Origin of the sequence: Aeromicrobium marinum DSM 15272, assembly GCF_000160775.2 — a bacterium.
Taxonomy (GTDB): Bacteria; Actinomycetota; Actinomycetes; order Propionibacteriales; family Nocardioidaceae; genus Aeromicrobium; species Aeromicrobium marinum.
In genome coordinates this window covers 884,677-898,901 of the sequence record NZ_CM001024.1, presented here as the reverse complement: position 1 = coordinate 898,901, position 14,225 = coordinate 884,677, and the positions used below count along the sequence as shown (strand labels likewise).

General features: G+C 71.4%; 13 protein-coding genes. 4 read left to right on the top strand and 9 right to left on the bottom strand.

All coding sequences use genetic code 11. The features are described 5' to 3' along the window. Window positions 1-16: 16 nt before the first annotated feature. The 5 genes from HMPREF0063_RS04725 to dapA all read right to left on the bottom strand — a co-directional run bounded on the left by HMPREF0063_RS04725 (window position 17) and on the right by dapA (window position 7,916). Window positions 17-1,519: an FAD-dependent oxidoreductase gene (locus HMPREF0063_RS04725; protein WP_007077514.1), complete on the bottom strand. Its 1,503-nt coding sequence runs from the start codon at window positions 1,517-1,519 to the stop codon at window positions 17-19. Next, window positions 1,516-3,609: a molybdopterin oxidoreductase family protein gene (locus HMPREF0063_RS04720; RefSeq protein WP_007077513.1), complete on the bottom strand. Its 2,094-nt coding sequence runs from the start codon at window positions 3,607-3,609 to the stop codon at window positions 1,516-1,518. Before HMPREF0063_RS04720 ends, HMPREF0063_RS04725 begins: the two co-directional genes overlap by 4 nt. Further along, window positions 3,606-5,171: an MFS transporter gene (locus tag HMPREF0063_RS16540; RefSeq protein WP_007077512.1), complete on the bottom strand. Its 1,566-nt coding sequence runs from the start codon at window positions 5,169-5,171 to the stop codon at window positions 3,606-3,608. The genes HMPREF0063_RS04720 and HMPREF0063_RS16540 overlap by 4 nt, the downstream gene beginning before the upstream one ends. A gap of 151 nt (window positions 5,172-5,322) precedes the next feature. Then, a complete protein-coding gene (locus tag HMPREF0063_RS04710; protein WP_007077511.1) occupies window positions 5,323-7,002 on the bottom strand; it encodes a ribonuclease J in 1,680 nt (559 codons plus the stop codon). Next, on the bottom strand, window positions 7,002-7,916 hold the full coding sequence (gene dapA, locus HMPREF0063_RS04705) for a 4-hydroxy-tetrahydrodipicolinate synthase (RefSeq protein WP_007077510.1): 915 nt from the start codon (window positions 7,914-7,916) through the stop codon (window positions 7,002-7,004). Before dapA ends, HMPREF0063_RS04710 begins: the two co-directional genes overlap by 1 nt. Window positions 7,917-7,949: 33 nt before the next feature. On the opposite strand from dapA, the gene HMPREF0063_RS04700 reads away from it, so the two are divergent. Further along, complete coding sequence (locus HMPREF0063_RS04700; RefSeq protein WP_007077509.1) at window positions 7,950-8,756, top strand: thioesterase family protein; 807 nt, start codon at window positions 7,950-7,952, stop codon at window positions 8,754-8,756. 4 nt (window positions 8,757-8,760) lie between these two features. Here HMPREF0063_RS04700 and HMPREF0063_RS04695 read toward each other — a convergent pair whose 3' ends face one another. From HMPREF0063_RS04695 to HMPREF0063_RS04685, 3 genes are read right to left on the bottom strand one after another with little or no spacing between them, the layout of a single operon-like run. Then, the gene (locus tag HMPREF0063_RS04695) at window positions 8,761-9,132 is read right to left on the bottom strand and encodes a VOC family protein (RefSeq protein WP_040320102.1); all 372 of its coding nucleotides are present in this window, start codon (window positions 9,130-9,132) and stop codon (window positions 8,761-8,763) included. Window positions 9,133-9,191: 59 nt separating this feature from the next. Further along, window positions 9,192-9,665, bottom strand: coding sequence for a dihydrofolate reductase (locus tag HMPREF0063_RS04690; RefSeq protein ID WP_007077507.1), 474 nt, complete (start codon window positions 9,663-9,665; stop codon window positions 9,192-9,194). 30 nt (window positions 9,666-9,695) lie between these two features. Beyond that, a complete protein-coding gene (locus HMPREF0063_RS04685; protein ID WP_007077506.1) occupies window positions 9,696-10,505 on the bottom strand; it encodes a thymidylate synthase in 810 nt (269 codons plus the stop codon). A 73-nt stretch (window positions 10,506-10,578) separates the two neighbouring features. Between HMPREF0063_RS04685 and HMPREF0063_RS04680 the strand changes: the two genes are divergently transcribed. Continuing rightward, complete coding sequence (locus HMPREF0063_RS04680; protein WP_040320101.1) at window positions 10,579-11,073, top strand: hypothetical protein; 495 nt, start codon at window positions 10,579-10,581, stop codon at window positions 11,071-11,073. 1 nt (window position 11,074) lies between these two features. Then, window positions 11,075-11,602 carry a GNAT family N-acetyltransferase gene (locus tag HMPREF0063_RS04675; RefSeq protein WP_007077505.1) on the top strand — a complete coding sequence of 176 codons (528 nt, stop codon included), beginning with the start codon at window positions 11,075-11,077 and terminating at the stop codon, window positions 11,600-11,602. 12 nt (window positions 11,603-11,614) lie between these two features. Here HMPREF0063_RS04675 and dapB read toward each other — a convergent pair whose 3' ends face one another. Beyond that, on the bottom strand, window positions 11,615-12,358 hold the full coding sequence (dapB, locus tag HMPREF0063_RS04670; RefSeq protein WP_007077504.1) for a 4-hydroxy-tetrahydrodipicolinate reductase: 744 nt from the start codon (window positions 12,356-12,358) through the stop codon (window positions 11,615-11,617). A gap of 38 nt (window positions 12,359-12,396) precedes the next feature. Here dapB and HMPREF0063_RS04665 point away from each other — a divergent pair, with 38 nt between their 5' ends. Continuing rightward, entirely contained in the window at window positions 12,397-14,217 is a 1,821-nt protein-coding gene (locus HMPREF0063_RS04665; protein ID WP_040320100.1) for a neutral/alkaline non-lysosomal ceramidase N-terminal domain-containing protein, read from the top strand. Window positions 14,218-14,225: the final 8 nt, after the last annotated feature.

Genomic DNA, 14,225 nt, shown 5'->3' with positions numbered 1-14,225 from the left:
GGCCGCTGACGTCGTGTTACCCGGTGGGAACACTTGTCTCACGGGTGGTCGGGGCCGACTGTGAGGCGGCGTGCGGATCGGAGCGCTCCAACCAGTCGACGAGCCCGCAGACGAGCTCGCGACACCCGCCGCACCCCGTGGTGGCCGCAGTCGCCGCAGCCAGTGAGTCGACCGTGGTCGAACCCTCGTCCCACGCCGCGACCAGATCTCCCTTGGTCACCCCGTTGCACCGGCACACCGTGGTCGCCGCCGGCATCGCCGTGGGTGACGCAGCCGGTGGCCGGGCCGAGCCGGAGCCCGCGAGCAGGTGCAACGGATCCTCGGGCAGAAGTCCCGGCCGGTCGAACTGGGTGGAGAGGTGAGCCGCGAGCTCAGGAGCACCCACGCACGTGAACCCCGCCAGGGTGTCGCCCCGCGTCACGAGCTCGACGTGCCGGTGGACCTGTGGATCGGCCAGCGACACCACCCGGTCCCCCTCGTGGGCGGTCGTCGACCGATCCCCCATCGTCACGACGCTGAGTCCCGCTGCCTTGAGGCTCATGGCCGATCCACTGACGGCAGGCAGCTCCACGGGGACGTCGAGGGCGATGCTGCGGGCCAGGGCTCGCGCCTGTGCCCACCCCGGGGCCACCAGTCCGCTGATGCCGGCAGGGGTCTCGGCGCAGTCGCCGATGGCCGCGATGCGACGGTCCAGGGTCGTGCGGAGCCCGTCGCCCACGACGATGCCGACATTCGTCTCCAGCCCGGCCGCCCTGGCCAGCCCCGTCTCCGGTGTCGTGCCGGCCGCCAAGACGACCAACCCGGCAGGGTACGAGACCCCGTCACGCAGTCGCACGGCGGTGACCCGGCCGTCGGAGACGCCCACGGCCGCGATCTGGACGGCACTGACGACCTCGATGCCGAGCCCCTCGGCTGCGCCCTGCGCGATGCGTCCCGCGCCCGGGTCGAGGGCGCGGTCCAACAGGTGCGGAGCGCTCGACAGGACCGTCACCGCGACACCTCGGCGCCTCAGACCGCAGGCGAGCTCGACCCCCAAGGGACCGCTGCCGACGACCACCGCGTGGTCGACGTTCAGGGCTCCGGCCGAGATGTCACGGGCGTCGTCGAGCGTCCGGAGCACGTGGGCGCCCCTCGGCAGGCCGTCCCGCAAGCCGGGCAGCAGCGGGATGCGACCCCGGGCGCCAGTGGCCAGGACGAGGTGGTCGTAGGGGTGTTCACCCTGCGTCGTGACGACACATCGGCGTTCGCGATCGATCTCGATCACCGCCACCCCCAGCTCCATCCGGACCCGGCTCCCGTCGGTCGTGGGCAGCGACAGTCCGGCCAGGTCGACCCGACCGGCGATCAGCTCGGTCAGCAGCACGCGACTGTACGGCTGGTAGGGCTCCTCGCCGAGCAGCGTGATGTCGACGTCCGGGGCCAGGCGACTCAGCTCGTCGACGAACCGATGGCCCACCATCCCGGCACCCACCACGACGACCCTGGCGGTCCGGCCGCCGCTCCGTCCTGCGTGGCTCATGTCCTGGTCCTGGCGACGGAGACCGCACAGACCTTGAACTCCGGCATGCCGGACACGGGGTCCACCGCGGCAAGGGTGACAGCGTTGACGAGGCCCTCGTCCGCGAAGTGGAAGGGGACGAACACCGTGTCGGGACGGATGTCGGGGCTGATGCGGGCCTGCGCCCTCATGGACCCCCTCACCGAGGTGATGCTGATCTCGTCGACACCCTCCACCCCGATCCGCTGCGCCAGGGCAGGATGGATCTCGACGTAGGCCCGTGGCATCGAGCCGTTGAGCTTCGCCACCCTCCTGGTCTGCGCTCCCGACTGGTAGTGCTGGAGCACGCGCCCGGTCACCAGCCAGACCGGCGCGTCGGCACTCACGACCTCGGCCGGACCGGTCTGCCGGACCGCGACCATCGAGGCGCGGCCGCTCGGCGTCGGGAACGAGTCGGCGAACAGGCGCGGGGTGCCCGGGTGGTCATCGGTCGGACACGGCCAGTGGAGCGCCTCGCCGGCGTCCAGGCGGTCGTAGGAGATGCCGGCGTAGTCCGCCCGGCCCCCGGCGCTGGCGCGGCGCAGCTCGTCGAACACCTCCCGCGGCTCGGTCGCCCAGGTCCCCGGAGCCTCGAGGCGCCGGGCCAGGTCGGCGAATATCTCCAACTCGGACCGGACACCGGCCGGTGCCCGGACGGCTTGTCGACGGCGAAGGACGCGGCCCTCGAGACTGGTCATCGTGCCGTCCTCCTCCGCCCACTGGGTGACCGGTAGGACGTAGTCCGCCAGCATCGCGGTCTCGGACGGGACGATGTCGCAGACGACCACCAGGTCGAGCGACTCCAGCCGGCGGCGGACCGCCCCGGCGTCCGGCGCACTGACCACGATGTTGCTGCCGTGCACGAAGAGTGCCCGCGGGCCGTCAGGTGTGCCGAGGCTGGCGAGCAGCTCGACCGCCGGCACCCCGGGCCCCGGGATCTGGTCCGGCCGGACGCCCCAGACCGCGGCGACGTGCTCGCGCGCCGCCGGGTCGGCGATCATGCGGTATCCCGGCAGCTGGTCCGACTTCTGACCGTGCTCGCGACCGCCCTGACCGTTGCCCTGCCCGGTGATGGCGCCGTAGCCGCCGCGCTCGGCACCCACGAGGCCGAGGGCCAGGGCGAGGTCGATGACGGCCGTCACCGTGTCGGTGCCGTCGGTGTGCTGCTCGGAGCCACGGCCGGTCAGGAGGAAGGCGCCCCCACCCCCGCGGTGGGGACTGGCGTCCGCGAGGAGGCGGGCCATGCGACGTACCTGGGTCTCGGACACCCCGGTCGTGGCGGCCACCCGCTCCGGCCACCACTCGGCGACACTGCGGCGGACCGCATCCACGCCGTCGACCCGGTCCGCCAGGTATCCGGTGTCCACCAGGGACTCGGCGAAGACGACGTGCAGCAACCCCAGGACCAGCACGAGATCGGTGCCCGGGACCAGCTGGACATGCTCGCCCGCGCCGTCATCGGTCAGTCTTGCGGTGGCGCTGCGGCGCGGGTCGACGACGACCAGACCCCCGCGAGACCGCACACCGCCCAGGTGCTGGACGGCCGGCGGCATGGTGTCCGCCAGGTTGCTGCCGAACAGCACCACGACGTCGGCGTCGTTGAGGTCGGTGAGGGGGAACGGCAGTCCACGATCGACGCCGAGGGTCCGGTTCGCGGCGGCAGCGGCCGAGGACATGCAGAACCGGCCGTTGTAGTCGATCAGGCGGGTTCTGAGCGCGAGCCTGGCGAACTTGCCGAGCTGGTACGCCTTCTCGTTGGTGAGACCCCCGCCCCCGAAGACGGCGACACCGTCCGGTCCCGCCGACTCCCGGACGGCTCGGACCCGTGCGGCGATGTCGTCGAGTGCCTCGTCCCAGCCGACCTCCACGAAGTCGCCGTCGACCGTGCGGCGCAACGGAACCGTGAGTCGGTCCCGGACCGTCAGCAGCTCGGTGCTGGTCCAGCCCTTCTGGCACATGCCGTTGACGTTCGTGGGAAACGCCCGCGGCACGGCGACCAGGGTGTCGGCGTCCCCCTCCGACAACGTCTGGGCGCACTGGAGCGCACAGTAGGGGCAGTGGGTGTCGGTCACACGCCTGCCTCGGCCATGGTCGCTCCGGGTCGGCGGTAGACCGACCAGGTGACGACCGAGCAGAGGACGTAGTACGCGGCGAACACCATGAACGCCGCCTTGCACGCCTCCACGGGATCGCCGACCCAGGGCGAGCCGAACGTGATGGGGATCAGGAACCCACCCATCGCGCCGGCCGCTCCGATGATGCCCAGGGCCGCCGAACCCTCCTTGACGGCCCTGGCCTCTGCCGCCCTGCGCTCGTCGGTGCCGGCGGTGGTGGCATTCTGCGCCTGCGCCTTGAAGATGTGCGGGATCATCTTGTAGGTCGAACCGTTGGCGATTCCCGTCGCGGCGAACACGAACAGGAACAGCCCGAGGAACCACGGGAAGATGTCGGAGTTGTGGTTCACCGCGGCCGTGATCTCCGGCGAGAAGCCGGGGAACGAGGCGGGGTCGGCGGTCCAGGCCGCGATCTGCTCCGGCGCAGGTACGGGCACGGGATCGAGCAGGGTGAGGGAGTAGAAGACCCCCAGGGTGCCGACGATCATCGCCAGGAAGCATCCGAGGGTGACCCGGGCGCCACCGACGCGGTCTGCCAGCCAGCCGCCGAACGGGCGCGTGAGCGACCCCACGAGCGCGCCGAGGAAGGCGTAGTAGACGAAGTTGATGCCGATGGACTCCGTCGGGATCGGCGACCGGAAGAAGTTGATCTTGATCAGCAGCGGCATGGCCGCCGAGTAGCCGATGAAGGACCCGAAGGTCCCGATGTACAGCAACGACATGATCCAGGTGTGCTTGTACCGGGCCACGGCCAGCGTCTCGCGTGGCTTGCCGCTCGCTGACGCCAGGTTGTTCATGAACAGGTAGGCCGCCACCGCGCCGATGACGGCGAGGACGGCGTAGAGATATCCGACCCGCTGGAGGTTGATCGCGTCGGCCGCCTTGATCGCTCCGAAGGCGCCACCCGCACCGACGATGATCGGCAGGAAGAACTGGATCAGGGCGACCCCGATGTTGCCGCCGGCCGCGTTCAGTCCGAGCGCTGAACCCTTGAGCCGGGTCGGGTAGAAGTAGTTGATGTTGGTCATGGAGGACGAGAAGTTGCCGCCTCCGAATCCGGCTGTCGCGGCGATCACGACGAAGGCCCAGTACGGCGTGTCGGGCCGCTGGACCACGATGACGAACAGCACCGTGGGAACGACCAGCAGGGCGGCACTGATCATGGTCCAGTTGCGGCCACCGAACGTGGGCACCGCGAACGTGTAGGGAAGTCGCAGCAGCGAACCCACCAGGTTCGGCACGGCGACGAGGAAGAACAGCTGCTGGGCGCTGAAGTCGAAGCCGGCCCTCGCCAGCATCGCTGCGCTCACGCTCCACAACAACCAGACGGAGAAGCCGAGGTGCTCGGCGAAGATCGACCAGACGAGGTTGCGTCGGGCGACCTGCCGGCCGGACGACTCCCAGAAGTCCGGGTCCTCGGGGTCCCAGTGCTCGATCCAGCGACCCGTGCGGCGTCGGACGACCGCCTCGTCGCCGGGCTCGGTGGGCGGTTCGGTGGCGGGGGTGACGACGCTGGTCATGGCTGGCTCCCGGCTCGGCCCCCACGGATCGGGGACGGTACGACCGAACCTAGGTACGCCGTGTTTCTCCCAAGGGGGCCACGCGGTCAGATCCAGGTAACACCTCGCGCACAGGTCCGCCGTGCGGTGTGTGAGAACGGCCCAGCCCGGCTCAGGCCTCCAGGACGATGGGCACGATCATCGGCCGACGCCGCAGCCGGCGACCGGCGTACGACCCGAGGGTGCGGCGCACGGTCTGCTCGAGCTGGCGGGCGTCGCGGGTGCCGTCAGCCATCGCACGCTCGAGGTCGACCACGATCTTGGACCTGACCTCGTCGAAGACCGAGTCGTCCTCGGCGATGCCACGGGCGTGGATCTCCGGTCCGGTGACGATCTTGCCCGAGGTGGAGTCCACGACCACGACGACGGAGATGAACCCCTCCTCGCCGAGGACGCGACGGTCCTTCAGGTCGGAGTCGGAGATGTCGCCCACCGACGACCCGTCGACGTACACGTAGCCGCAGTCGAAGGCACCGGTGATGGAGGCGTGCCCGTCGACGAGGTCGACCACGTAGCCGTCCTCCGCGAGCAGCACGTTCGGGACACCGGTCTGGGTCGCGAGGGCACCGTTGGCGTGCAGGTGGCGGATCTCGCCGTGCACCGGCATGACGTTGGTGGGCTGCACGATGTTGTAGCAGTAGAGCAGCTCGCCGGCCGATGCGTGACCGGAGACGTGCACCAGGGCATTGCCCTTGTGCACGACCTTGGCACCGAGCTTGGTCAGTCCGTCGATGACCCGGTAGATGGCGTTCTCGTTGCCGGGGATCAGCGAGGACGCGAGCAGGACCGTGTCGCCGGGCTCGAGGCTGACCTGGGGGTGGCTGTTGTTGGCCATCCGGGACAGCGCGGCCATGGGCTCGCCCTGCGAACCGGTCGACATCAGCACCATCCGCTCCGGCGGAGCCGCGTCGATCTTGTCGACGACGACGCCGTCGGGCACCTTGAGGTACCCCAGGTCGCGGGCGATCTGCATGTTGCGCACCATCGACCGGCCCACGTAGGCGACCTTGCGGTCGTACTTCACCGCGGTGTCGAGGACCTGCTGGACCCGGTGGATGTGCGAGGCGAAGGAGGCCACGATGATGCGCTTGGTGCTGCGGGCGAACACCGCCTCGATCGCGGGCGTGATGTTGCGCTCGGAGGTGGTGAAGCCGGGCACGTCGGCGTTGGTCGAGTCGGTGAGGAACAGGTCGACACCGGCCTCGCCCAGCCGGGCGAACGCCCGCAGGTCGGTGATGCGTCCGTCGAGCGGCAGCTGGTCCATCTTGAAGTCGCCGGTGTGCAGGACGACCCCCGCAGGGGTGCGGATGGCGACCGCCAGGGCGTCCGGGATGGAGTGGTTGACCGCGACGAACTCGCACTCGAACGGCCCGAAGGTCTCGATGTCGCCCTCGGACACGATGTGCTTGGGCACCTCCTTGAGCCGGTGCTCCTTGAGCTTGGGGTCGAGGAAGGCCAGCGTCAGCTGGGACCCGGCGACCGGGATGTTCCCCCGCTCGCGCAGCAGGTACGGCAGACCGCCGATGTGGTCCTCGTGCCCGTGGGTCAGCACCACGGCGACGATGTCGTCCAGACGGTCCCGGATGGGGCCGAAGTCCGGCAGGATCAGGTCGACGCCGGGATGGTGCTCCTCGGGGAACAGCACCCCGCAGTCGACGACCAGCAGCTTGCCGTCGTACTCGAAGACCGTCATGTTGCGACCGATCTCGCCGAGGCCGCCGAGGGCGAACACGCGCAGCCCGTGCTCGGGCAGCGGCGGGGGCGGGTCCAGCTCGAGGTGCAGGTGACTCATCAGGCCTCCAGGAGGTGGGCGGCCACGAGACCGGCGCGGATCGCCGCGATCTCGTCGTCGGTCGCCGGGGGAAGAGGGGATCGTACGGTGGCGTGCTCCAGCACACCGAGGAGCTGCAGGGCGACCTTGGCGGTCATCGCGCCCTGGGAGGTGGTCATCAGGGCCCGCACGGCCGGGACCAGACGGGTGTTGATGGCCCGCGCGGCCGGCAGGTCGCCGGCGTCGACCGCACGCACCATGGCGGCGTAGTCGGCCGCGGCCGCATGGCCCACGACACTCACGACGCCTGCCGCACCGATCGCCAGCCACCCGAGGTTGAGGGCGTCGTCACCGGAGTAGACCGCGAGACCGGTCTCGGACATGATCCAGGCTCCCCGCTCCAGGTCGCCCACGGCGTCCTTCATGGCCACGACGGTCGGGTCAGCGGTGAACTCGCGGTAGGTGTCCTCGGAGAGCTGGACCCCGGTCCGCCCGGGGATGTCGTACAGCATGATCGGCACGTCGCCCCCGGCCCGGGCCACCTGGCGCACGTGGGCGACGATGCCGCGCTGCGGCGGCCTGCTGTAGTACGGCGTCACGACCAGCAGCCCGTGGGCGCCGGTGCGCCGCGCCTGCTCGGCCAGCTCGACGGAGTGACGGGTGTCGTTGGTGCCGACGCCGGCGACGACCGTCGCGCGGTCACCGACGGCCTCGAGGACCGCCGCCAGCAGGCGGCCGTCCTCGGCGATGGTCGTCGTGGGCGACTCCCCCGTGGTGCCACTGACGACGAGCCCGTCGTTGCCGGCGTCGACCAGGTAGGTGGCGACCTTCTGGGCGGTGGCGAGGTCCTGCGCCCCGTCTGGCGTGAACGGCGTGACCATGGCGGTCAGCACGCGACCGAACGGCGCGGCCGGGCCGGCGAGGGGGGACGTCATGAGGACGAGGCTACCGCCCGGCAGGATGGCTCCATGAGCAGCACCGAGCCCACCTCCGACGAGGACGTCTACCTGGTCGACACGACCTCCACCGCGCGCACCCCCGGCGTCCGCGACCTGGTGATGACGGACCGGTGGAACACCCCGATCGAGCGGCCCAACGGCGGGTACGTGCTGGCGGCCATGCTGCGGGGAACCGGGGACGAGCTGGGGGTCCCGCACGACCCGCTCTACGCGGCGATCTCCTACCTCGGTCCCCCGTCCGTCGGGCCGGCGACCATCGAGGTCGAACCGGTCAAGCAGGGGCGTCGGGTCGTCACGGCCTCGACCCGGTTGCTGCAGGATGGTCGGCTGGTCGCCGTGATGACCTCCGGATTCGGGCCCCGGGAGGACGAGCGCACCACCGAGCTCGGATCCCCTCCGGCCCTGCCGGCGCCCGACCAGTGCCTGGACCCCTCCGACCACGGGGGGCCAACCGGCGGGCTGTTCGACCGGGTGGACCACCGGTTCGCCACCGTGCCCGGCTGGTCGACGGGCGCCCCCAGCGGTGATCCTGCCCACGACCTGTGGCAGCGGTTGGCCGGTGGACGCACGATCGACGCCTACGCCCTGGGCTTCCTGGTCGACTCCGCACCGCCGCCGGTCATGGAGCTCGGCGAGATGGCCTCGATGACCGTGCAGCTGACGGTGCACTTCCATCGTCGGCCGACGCCGGGGTGGATCGCGACCCGCCTCTCGACCCGTCACCTCGTCACCGGGTTCCACGAGGAGGACTGTGAGCTGTGGGACGAGTCCGGCCGCCTCGTGGCCCAGAGCCGGCAGCTGGCGATCCTCGGCTGAGCCGTCAGGACCCGCCGGTGTCGGTCGTTCCCTCGTAGAGACCGATGTGGTTGCCGTCGGGGTCCTCCAGGACCGCGAACCAGCTGGTCTCCGAGATCGGCGACCGACCGACCAGCACCCGGCCCCCGCGAGCCTCGGCCAACGCGAGCGTCTCGTCGATGGAGTCGACCTCGACGGTGGAGCGTGGCTGGGTGAACGAGTCCTCCCGAGGCGCCAGACCTCCGCCCGAGAGCTGGTTCGGGGCGCGCCACATGGGATAGCCCTCGAAGCCCGGGTACTCCTCGATCTGCCACCCGAAGAGTGCGGAGTAGAACCCGGTCGCGCGCTGCATGTCACTGACCGGGATGTCGACGTGTGTGATGTCTCCGTGGGCCATGGCGTGTCCTCTCGTCGAGGTCAGTCTCGCGGCGTCCATCTCGACGGGCAAGGGCCGGTTCAGCGCCGCTGGTGGGTGACGACGTCGAACCCGGTGCGGTGCTCGCGCGCGACCTCGCGCCAGCCGGCGGGGTCGACCGGCGGGAAGAAGGTGTCGCCGTCCGGCGCGGCGTGCACCTCGGTGACGACCATCGTGTCGACCAGGTCGCGGTCGAGGGCCTCGGCGTACACCTGGGCCCCGCCGACCAGGAAGGCCTGGTCGTCCAGCGCCGCCGCCCGGTGCACGGCGTCCTCGACCGAGTGGGCGACCTCGACCCCCGGCGCGGACCAGCCCGGCTGGCGCGTGACGACGATGGTGGTCCGCCCCGGGAGCGGGCGGCCGATCGACTCGTAGGTGGCCCGTCCCATCACCAGGGGGTGACCGTGCGTGATCTGCTTGAAGTGGGCCAGGTCCTCGGGCAGGTGCCAGGGCAGCGCACCCTCGGCGCCGATGACGCGGTTGGTCCCCATCGCCACGACCAGGGTGAGGGTCACCCGGACACCCCATCCCTCATGACGCTGGCCTCATACGGCGATCGGAGCCTTGATCGACGGGTGCGGGTCGTAGCCCGTCACCTTGATCGAGTCGAAGCCGAAGCCGTCGATCGAGTCGACCTGCGGGTCCAGCCAGAGGTCCGGCAGCGGCCGTGGCGCACGGGTCAGCTGCTCACGCGCCTGGTCGAGGTGGTTGAGGTACAGGTGCGCGTCGCCGAGCGTGTGGACGAAGTCACCGACCTCCAGCCCGGCGACCTGCGCCACCATGTGCGTCAGCAGGGCGTAGGAGGCGATGTTGAACGGCACGCCCAGGAACACGTCCGCCGAGCGCTGGTACAGCTGGCAGGACAACCGGCCCGGCCCGTCGGTGCGGGGCTCGACGTAGAACTGGAACAGGGCGTGGCACGGGGCCAGGGCCATGGCGTCGAGGTCGGCGACGTTCCAGGCGCTGACGAGATGGCGGCGCGAGTCCGGGTCGACACCGAGCTGCTGGACCACCGCGGCCAGCTGGTCGACGTGCTGGCCCGACGGTGTGGGCCACGACCGCCACTGGTGTCCGTACACCGGGCCGAGGTCACCGTTCTCGTCGGCCCACTCGTCCCAGATCGTGACGCCGTGCTCGCGCAGGAAGGCGGTGTTGGTGTCGCCGGACACGAACCACAGCAGCTCGCCGACCACCGACGGCAGGTGGATCCGCTTGGTGGTGACCAGCGGGAACCCGGCCCGCAGGTCGTAGCGGGTCTGGTGGCCGAACACGCTCAGCGTCCCCGTGCCGGTGCGGTCGCTCTTCTCGACCCCCTCGTCGAGGATCCTCCGGATGATGTCCAGGTACGCCTGCATGCAGCGAGGATACTCGCGCCCGCGTCGCTGACCCACGCCCGAGGCGGCGCGTCGCTGTGGGAGGATCTCGGACGTGCCTCCGGTCCGCTACGACGCCACCGCCCGACAGCTCCGCCAGTTCGCGGCGCTGCAGGTCGGGCTGACCGGTGCCTTCCTCGTGGTGCTGTTCGTGATGCTCGGCGACGTGGGCGGCGACCTCCCGCCGTGGTGGGTGGTGCTGGCTCTGCTCGTCGCGGTGGCCATCGGGGCAGCCCTGGCCGAACGGGTGTGGCTGACCGCCGATCCGCTCGATCCCGCCGCCGACCCCGAGGAGGTCCGGGAGGAGGCCGTCTCGGTCTTCGCCGGTCAGACGGTCCGCAAGCTCGTGTACTGCGAGATCCCGATCCTGTTGGCGGTCGTCACGACCTTCCTCCTCGATGCCGCCGCGTGGCCGATCCTCGTCGCCGGGCTGCCGGGTCTGGCCGTCCTGGCGTTCGAGGTGTGGCCGTCCCTGCGCAACGCGACCCTGACCTCGGCGATGCTCGACGCCGGCGGAGCCCGTTCCGACCTCGTCCGTTCGTTCGTCTGACGTGCCCACCGCCGACGTCAGCGCCCGGTTGGCCTGGCCCGACGACGCCCGGGCGATCGCCGGGGTCCAGCTCGCCGCGTGGCAGCACGACCGCCTCCTGCCGGACGGTGTGCCACCGATCGAGGTCGACGACCATGCCGCACGGTGGGAGGCCACCCTGACCCGCTCACCCGAGGCCCGCTTCCGCGTGCTGGTCGGTCTGGAGCGGGCGTCCGTGCGCGGGGTCGTGGTCGTGCACCCCAGTACCGACCCCGACGCCGACCCCGTGGTGGACGGCGAGATCGGTGAGCTGCTGGTGCACCCGGACCATCGTTCCGCGGGGCATGGCTCCCGTCTGGTGCAGGCCGCGGTCGACACACTTGTCGCGGACGGGTTCACCCGCGCCCGCTGGTGGATCATGGCCGCGGACGACGCCCGTCGCGCCTTCGCCGAGAGCGCGGGCTGGGCCGCCGACGGAGCCCACCGCACGCTCGAGGACGGCGCCGGTCACACCGTCAAGCAGGTCCGCCTGCACACCGCCCTGAGCTGACCGGCGCCCGGTTCAGACGCCGAGGACCGACTCGAGCCCGACGGTGACGCCCGGGCGCGCGCCGACGGCACGCACCGCTGCGACCACACCCGGCATGAACGAGGCCCGGTCGTGCGAGTCGTGCCGGACGGTCAACGACTCCCCCACGCCACCGAGGAGCACCTCCTGCGAGGCGACGAACCCCCGGGCACGAACGGCGTGCACGGGGATGCCCGCCACGACGCCCCCGCGGGCGCCACCCGGATCGGTGGTGGTGGCGTCGGGCAGCTCGGGCGACCCGGCGGCCCGCCGCGCCTCGGCGATCATCTCGGCCGTGCGGGTCGCGGTGCCCGAGGGCGCGTCGACCTTGTCGGGGTGGTGCATCTCGATGACCTCGACGGACTCGAAGAACGGCGCCGCCACCGCGGCGAAGCGCATCATCAGCACCGCTCCCACGGAGAAGTTCGGCACCACGAGCACCTCGACCTCGGGGCTCGCGCCCAGTCGTCCACCGACGGTCGCGACGCGGGTGTCGTCGAAGCCGGAGGTGCCGACGACCACGTGGACGCCGTGCTCGATGCACCAGAGCACGTGGTCGAGCGCGACGTCGGGCTGGGTCAGGTCCAGGGCCACCTCGGCACCGGCGGCGGCGATCAGGTCGAGATCGTCGCCCACGTCGATCTGCGCCACGACCTCCAGCCCGTCGGCCGCCTCCAGCGCGCGCACCGCTTCGGACCCCATGCGCCCCTTGGCGCCCAGCACCGCGACCCGTGTCATGGCGTCAGCCTATCGACGCCGGCACTACGGTGTCGGGCATGGCGACGTCGCAGCGGTCCTTCCTCGTCGGACGGGGGCGCGCCGACATCACCGGCGAGCCGTGGGGCGTCGGCATGATGGGCTACGGGATGCCCGACCAGCGCACCCGCGGCATCCTCAGCCGGCAGACCGCCCGGGCGTTCGTGATCGACGACGGGTCCCGCAGGATCGCGTTCGTCGTGGCGGACATCGGGATGTTCTTCCAGGCCGGGGTGGACGAGATCCACGTCCGGCTCGGTCGCCGCCTCGGCGGGGTCTACTCCGCCGACAACGTCGTCCTGACCGCCACCCACACCCACTGTGGGCCGGGAGGACACGGTCACCACGCGCTCTACAACGTCACGACCTCCGGGTTCCACCGAGCCACGTTCGAGCGGCTGGTCGACGGCGTGGTCGAGGCGGTCGCACGGGCTCACGGCGACCTCTCGCCCGCCCGCCTGGTGCTGACCCGTGGCGAGCTGTCCGACGCCAGCGCGAACCGGGCGCGCGAGGCGTTCGAGCGCAACCCCGCGCCCGACCGGGCGCCGTTCCCCGACGGCGTGGACCCGGCCGCCACCCTGCTGAGGTTCGAGCGGGACGAGCGGCTCGTCGGCGCGATCCACTGGTTCGCCGTGCACAACACCTCCATGACCAACCGCAACCGGCTGATCAGCTCGGACAACAAGGGGTGGGCGGCCGCGGCGTGGGAGGCCGAGGATCCGGACCTGGTCACGGCGTTCGCCCAGACCAACGCCGGTGACCTGTCGCCGAACCTGGACCTGCGGCCCGGCAGCGGTCCGACCTCGGACGAACGGGAGAACACCCGGATCATCGGTGAGCGGCAGCTGGCGTCGGCCCGATCGCTGGCTGCCGAGTCCGGTGCCGAGCTGGAGCCGGTCGTCGACGTGCGCCGGGTCCATCTCCGTCTCGCCCGCCGCACGACGGCCGACGGCACGACGGGTCGGGCCGTGCTCGGCGCCAGCTTCGCCGCCGGCAAGCTGACCGACGGTCCCGGTTCACCGCTGTTCGACGAGGGACGCCGCAACCCGGTCCCCGAACGGGTCAGCCGCTGGTTCTACCGGCGCCGCCCGGGGTTCGCCGACGCCCAGGCGCCCAAGGACCTGTTCCTCCCGGTGGGCCCCATGGGGTGGGTCGCCGAGACCTTCACGGTGCAGCTGGTGCGGATCGGCGCCCTGCACCTGGTGTGTCTGCCGTTCGAGGTCACGGTCGTCGCCGGACTGCGCATCCGCACCGCGGTGGCGGCCGAGCTCGGCGCCCGGGTGGAGGACGTGCTGCTGCAGGGCTACGCGAACGGCTACGGCCACTACGTCACGACCCCCGAGGAGTACGAGGTCCAGCTCTACGAGGGCGGCTCGACCCTGTTCGGCCGTCATCAGCTGACGGCCATCACCGAGTCGGTCGTCGGTCTGGCGCGGGCGATGGCCACCGGTACCGACGTCGAGCCGGGTCTGGCGCCGCGGCCGCACCGCTTCCGGGTGAACAGCCCTGCCGGTTCGGCCCGGTTCGAGCGAGGGCGGACGCTGGACGTCCTCGTCCAGCCCGGGCCGGCCGTGGTCGGAGCCACCGTCTCGGCGCGGTTCGCGGCCGACCACCCCAACGCGGTGCTGCGCGCCACCTACCTGCGGGTCGAGCGTCGCCAGGGCGACCGCTGGGTCACGGTGGCCGACGACGCATCGCCCGGCACCACGATCACCTGGTCGCGCGACCGGCGCCTGCGGTTCACCGCCGACGTCACCTGGGTGGCCGGCGCCCCCGGCACCCACCGGATCACCTACGTCGGTCGGACCGAGGTCTCGACCACAACGTTCGAGGTGGGCTGACTCCCCCA

Excerpts from the sequence above, each read along its gene's own strand:
- HMPREF0063_RS16540 (WP_007077512.1), bottom strand. The coding sequence starts at position 5,171 with ATGACCAGCGTCGTCACCCCCGCCACCGAACCGCCCACCGAGCCCGGC.
- dapB (WP_007077504.1), bottom strand. The coding sequence starts at position 12,358 with ATGACACGGGTCGCGGTGCTGGGCGCCAAGGGGCGCATGGGGTCCGAA.
- HMPREF0063_RS04665 (WP_040320100.1), top strand. The coding sequence starts at position 12,397 with ATGGCGACGTCGCAGCGGTCCTTCCTCGTCGGACGGGGGCGCGCCGAC.
- HMPREF0063_RS04685 (WP_007077506.1), bottom strand. The coding sequence starts at position 10,505 with ATGCAGGCGTACCTGGACATCATCCGGAGGATCCTCGACGAGGGGGTC.
- dapA (WP_007077510.1), bottom strand. The coding sequence starts at position 7,916 with ATGACGTCCCCCCTCGCCGGCCCGGCCGCGCCGTTCGGTCGCGTGCTG.
- HMPREF0063_RS04695 (WP_040320102.1), bottom strand. The coding sequence starts at position 9,132 with ATGGCCCACGGAGACATCACACACGTCGACATCCCGGTCAGTGACATG.
- HMPREF0063_RS04700 (WP_007077509.1), top strand. The coding sequence starts at position 7,950 with ATGAGCAGCACCGAGCCCACCTCCGACGAGGACGTCTACCTGGTCGAC.
- HMPREF0063_RS04725 (WP_007077514.1), bottom strand. The coding sequence starts at position 1,519 with ATGAGCCACGCAGGACGGAGCGGCGGCCGGACCGCCAGGGTCGTCGTG.
- HMPREF0063_RS04710 (WP_007077511.1), bottom strand. The coding sequence starts at position 7,002 with ATGAGTCACCTGCACCTCGAGCTGGACCCGCCCCCGCCGCTGCCCGAG.